The organism is Acidovorax sp. LjRoot204 (assembly GCF_056175785.1).
Genome location: NZ_JBGFFF010000237.1, coordinates 1 through 4,911 on the forward strand (window position 1 = coordinate 1; position 4,911 = coordinate 4,911).

5 protein-coding genes and 1 pseudogene are annotated in these 4,911 nt (G+C 64.2%); 5 read left to right on the forward strand and 1 reads right to left on the reverse strand.

The features are described from left to right. Positions 1 to 105 precede the first annotated feature (105 nt). A complete protein-coding gene (locus AC04MI_RS23425) occupies positions 106 to 477 on the reverse strand; it encodes an Mth938-like domain-containing protein (protein WP_476498832.1) in 372 nt (123 codons plus the stop codon). Positions 478 to 626: 149 nt separating this feature from the next. On the opposite strand from AC04MI_RS23425, the gene AC04MI_RS23430 reads away from it, so the two are divergent. From AC04MI_RS23430 to AC04MI_RS23450, 5 genes and pseudogenes are all read left to right on the forward strand, one after another. Further along, positions 627 to 1,874 carry a pyridoxal phosphate-dependent aminotransferase gene (locus AC04MI_RS23430; RefSeq protein ID WP_476498833.1) on the forward strand — a complete coding sequence of 416 codons (1,248 nt, stop codon included), beginning with the start codon at positions 627 to 629 and terminating at the stop codon, positions 1,872 to 1,874. Positions 1,875 to 1,911: 37 nt separating this feature from the next. Beyond that, positions 1,912 to 2,943: a DUF1176 domain-containing protein gene (locus AC04MI_RS23435; protein WP_476498834.1), complete on the forward strand. Its 1,032-nt coding sequence runs from the start codon at positions 1,912 to 1,914 to the stop codon at positions 2,941 to 2,943. A gap of 72 nt (positions 2,944 to 3,015) precedes the next feature. Then, positions 3,016 to 4,350: a homoserine dehydrogenase gene (locus AC04MI_RS23440; RefSeq protein ID WP_476498835.1), complete on the forward strand. Its 1,335-nt coding sequence runs from the start codon at positions 3,016 to 3,018 to the stop codon at positions 4,348 to 4,350. A 35-nt stretch (positions 4,351 to 4,385) separates the two neighbouring features. Then, positions 4,386 to 4,700 (forward strand): response regulator, encoded by a 315-nt coding sequence (locus AC04MI_RS23445; RefSeq protein ID WP_099729727.1) that lies wholly within the window; start codon positions 4,386 to 4,388, stop codon positions 4,698 to 4,700. 39 nt (positions 4,701 to 4,739) lie between these two features. After that, positions 4,740 to 4,911, forward strand: a pseudogene (locus AC04MI_RS23450) (threonine synthase); the annotation flags it as partial.

Consider the following 4,911-nt stretch of genomic DNA (forward strand, 5'->3'; position numbering starts at 1 on the left):
ATGTAAGACAGTGTGTCCTACGTGGGGTGGCGGGCACTTTGGCACGGCCGTGCATAAGTGGCATTCCCGGTGCGCCCGACTTTGAGGCAGGCCGTGAGCGCGCGTTCAGACTTCCAGAATCAGGGCTGCGACCACGTTGCGTCCTTCGCTCGCCAGGATGTTGTAGGTGCGGCATGYKGCSTGGGTGTCCATGGTCTCCAGCCCGAGTCGCCGCGCTATCAGGGGAGCCAGCAATGCGGGCGGGGGAAAACGATTGCGCAGCCCGCTGCCAAAAATGACCAGTTCGGTTTCCAGTCCGGCCAACTGGGCGAAATGCTCCGGGGTCAGATCCTCAAAGCGGGAGCAGGGCCAGGGCTGGCGCAGGCCTGCCGACCCGATGATGACGCTGTGGGTGATCTTGTCGGCGTCGATGCCGATCCAGCCGGGGCCGTAGCCGCTGATGGTCTGAGCGTTGGAGCGGTCGGGCTGGAATTTCATGGCAGGAAGTGGTGGGCCTCAGGTGCTGCGGGGTGTGGCAGCGGCGCCCGGCGCCAGGGGATGGCAACGGTTCTGTGGTCAAATTATAGGTTTCGCCTGAGGGCGCCGGCTCCGGCGGCCTCCTGACCCCACCGCACTACTGTCAGCGCATGAAAACCGTCCAAAAATCCGCCAAGCTCGCCAATGTTTGCTACGACATCCGGGGCCCGATCATGGACGCGGCCAAGCAGATGGAGGAGGATGGGCACAAGATCATCAAGCTCAACATCGGCAATCTGGCGGTGTTTGGCTTTGATGCCCCCGAAGAAATCCAGCAGGACATGATCCGCAACCTGCCCAACTCGGCGGGCTACTCGGACAGCAAAGGCATCTTCGCCGCCCGCAAGGCCGTGATGCACGAGACCCAGAAGCAGGGCATCAAGGGCGTGGCGCTGGATGACATCTACCTGGGCAACGGCGCSAGCGARCTGATCGYYATGGCCACCAACGCGTTGCTGGACACGGGCGATGAGTTGTTGCTGCCATCGCCGGATTACCCGCTGTGGACCGCTGCGGCCAGCCTGTCGGGCGGCACGCCGGTGCACTACCTSTGCGAYGARGCCAAYGGCTGGATGCCCGACCTGGASGACATCCGCGCCAAGATCACGCCGCGTACCAAAGGCATCGTGGTCATCAACCCCAACAACCCCACGGGTGCGCTGTACTCGGTCGAGTTGCTCAAGGGCATCGTGGCCATCGCCCGCGAACACGGCCTGGTGATCTTTGCGGACGAGGTGTACGACAAGGTGTTGTACGACGGCGCCAAGCACACGGCCATCGGCTCGCTGAGCGAGGATGTGCTCACGCTCACCTTCAACTCGCTGTCCAAAAGCTACCGGTCTTGCGGTTACCGYGCTGGCTGGMTGGTGGTYTCGGGCGACAAGRMGCCCGCTMAGGACTACATCGAGGGCCTGAACATGCTCTCGAACATGCGMCTTTGTGCCAACGTTCCTGGCCAATGGGCCGTGCAGACGGCGCTGGGTGGTTACCAGAGCATCAACGAACTGGTCTGTGAGGGCGGCCGCCTGCGCAAGCAGCGTGATCTGGCGTATGAACTGATCACGGCCATCCCGGGCGTGACCTGTGTGAAACCTCAGGCCGCGCTGTACATGTTTCCGCGCCTCGACCCGGCGGTGTATCCCATCGAGGACGACCAGCAGTTCTTCCTGGAGTTGCTGCAGGAGACGAAGGTCATGCTGGTGCAGGGCACGGGTTTCAACTGGCCTGCTCCGGACCAYTTCCGCATCGTGTTCCTGCCCCAYGARGACGACCTGCGCGATGCCATTGGGCGCGTGGCGCGCTTCCTGGAGCAATACCGAAAGCGCAAGCAGACCGCTGCGGCAGCCGTTTCGGCCTGATCCGTCGCGTTGCCCAGAAGACAAGGCGATACGCTCCATGCACAGACCCTCCGCTCTTGACCTAGCCCGGCATGTTGCCGCCTGTGTGCTGGTGGCGGCGGGCTTGCACGGCGCTGCTGTGCAGGCTGCCGACAAGGGCAAAGAGCCCGTGAGCTTCCAGCACAAGGACTGGGCCTTGCAATGCGACAACACCCGCACTTGCAGGGCCGTGGGTTACCAGTCGGAGAGTGGCGAGTCGGAGCCGGTCTCCATGCGCCTGACCCGCGAGGCGGGACCTGACACGCCGGTGCTGGTGGACCTGCAGGTGTCCACCGAGAAAGCCACTCCAGCGTCGCTGCACCTCAAGGTGGGCACACTGTCTTTGCCAGGGCTCAAGGGCGACACCCCCAGCGTGCCTGCAGCGCAGGTGCCCCGCCTGCTGCAGGAGCTGCTCAAGAACGAAGAGGCCACCGTGGCCGCTGGCAAGGACCGTTGGGTGCTGTCACTGGCGGGTGTCACCGCGGTTCTGCTCAAGATGGACGAGGCCCAGGGCCGGGTGGGCACACCGGGCGCCTTGGTGCGCAAGGGCACGAAGCCAGAGGCTTCCGTGCTGCCGTCTTTGCCTGCTCCGGTCATCAAGGCTGTGACCCCGATGCCTGCGCGCARGGGGGATGCCGCACTGGCCAAGCCGCTGGTGGCTGCTCTGGGCCGCGCCAGTACCGAAGGCCAGTGCAACGGCGACGATGCGTTCAACCCCGCCAATGTGCAGGTCTACCGGCTCACGGAGCGCAAGGTGCTGCTGTCCGTGYCCTGTGGCATGGGCGCTTACAACTTCAGCAGCTTGCTGTGGGTGGCCAACGACCGCCCGCCCTACAAGCCAGAGCCGTTGCAGGACGTGGACGGCGATTTCGATCCGGCCTCGGGCACGGTGCATTCGGCGATGAAGGGCCGGGGCATTGGCGACTGCTGGTGGGTGCGTGAGTGGCAGTTCGACGGCCAGGGTTTTGTGCTGCGCGGCGAGTCCGGCGACGGCATGTGCCGTGGCTTTGCGGGTGGCGCCTGGCAGTTGCCGACCTATGTCACGCGTTGAGGGATCTGCTGCTCGACACCGCGCCCTCTACATCCCTCCCGAATCATTGTTTTTCTTTCCCTTCCCATTGCTATGAAACCCATCCAAGTAGGCCTTCTGGGCATCGGCACCGTCGGCAGCGGCGTGTTCAACGTGTTGCAGCGCAACCAGGACGAGATCAGCCGCCGTGCTGGCCGTGGCATCGAGATCACCATGGTGGCGGACCTGGACGTAGCGCGCGCCAAGGCTGTGGTGGGTGACGGCATCCAGGTCGTCAACGACGCCCGTGCCATCATCGCCAACCCCGACATCGACATCGTGATCGAGTTGATCGGCGGCTACGGTATCGCACGTGCACTGGTGCTCGAAGCCATTGCCGCAGGCAAGCATGTGGTCACCGCCAACAAGGCGCTGCTGGCCGTGCATGGCACCGAGATTTTTGCGGCCGCATCGGCCAAGGGTGTGATGGTGGCCTTCGAGGCCGCCGTGGCCGGTGGCATTCCCATCATCAAGGCGCTGCGCGAAGGCCTTACGGCCAACCGCATCCAGTGGATCGCCGGCATCATCAACGGCACCACCAACTTCATCCTGTCCGAGATGCGCAGCAAGGGCCTGGACTTCGACGTGGTGCTCAAAGAAGCGCAACGCCTGGGCTACGCCGAGGCCGACCCCACCTTCGACATTGAAGGCGTGGATGCCGCGCACAAGGCGACATTGATGAGCGCCATCGCTTTCGGCATCCCGGTGCAGTTCGACAAGGCCTATGTGGAAGGCATCACCAAGCTCTCCGCCGCCGACATCAAATACGCAGAACAACTGGGCTACCGCATCAAGCTGCTGGGCATCACCAAGCGCGCCGAAAAGGGCATCGAGCTGCGCGTGCACCCGAGCCTCGTACCCTCCAAGCGCCTGATCGCCAACGTCGAAGGCGCGATGAACGCSGTGGTGGTGCAKGGCGAYGCCGTSGGCACCACGCTGTACTACGGCAAGGGCGCAGGCAGTGAGCCCACCGCCAGTGCAGTGATCGCCGACCTGGTAGATATCGCCCGCCTGCACACGGCCGACCCTGAACACCGCGTGCCGCACCTGGCCTTCCAGGCCAACACGCTGCAGGGCGCCATGGACCAGCTGCCCGTGCTGCCGATGAGCGAAGTGGTCACCAGCTACTACCTGCGCYTGCGCGTCGCCGACCAGGCTGGCGTGCTGGCCAAGGTCACSGGCCTGCTGGCCGAGGCCGGCGTGAGCATCGAYGCSGTGCTGCAGCGCGARGCTGACGAAGTGGGCGGCGAGGGMTCGACGCAGACCGACCTGATCATCCTGACCCACGACACCCGCGAAGGCACGATGGATGCCGTCATTGCACAAATGCAGGCGCTGCCGACCGTGCTGGCACCCATCACGCGCATTCGCAAGGAAGAACTCAACTGATGATGGGCCACGCCACACCATGATGCTGCCTCGCCATGCCCACTCTGGTTGCCGCCCTTACGCTGTCGGCGCTGCTCAAGATGGCGCATGTCGATCTGCCGCGCTGGCATCTGGCGTTCTGGTTCGGCCTGCTGGTCGCATTGGCCCTGTTCGGGGCCATGTCGCGCACGCAGGCCCTGCTCAACGGTGTGGGCAGCTTTCTGGCCGCGTGGCTGTACTTTGTGCTGCTGGAGCGCACCGACAACCGCCAGGACCGGGCACTGCACTGGCTCATCCTGATCGGCGGGTTCTTCCTGCTGATCGCCTCGCGTCTCTACATTGACATCCGTGTGTACGGCATCAGCATTTAGCCAGTTCACCCCATTCACCGATACCGACGGGAACCCCTCATGAAGTACCTCAGCACCCGCGGCCATGCAGACCGCAAGCAGTTTTGCGACATCCTCCTCGAGGGCCTGGCGCCCGATGGTGGCCTGTACCTGCCCGAGCATTACCCGCAGGTGGATGACGYCATGCTCACGCGCCTGCGCAAGGCCTACCACGAGCAAGGCTATGCAGAGC

Coding starts and splice junctions, on each gene's coding strand:
- AC04MI_RS23445 (WP_099729727.1), top strand. CDS start 4,386: ATGCCCACTCTGGTTGCCGCCCTTACGCTGTCGGCGCTGCTCAAGATG.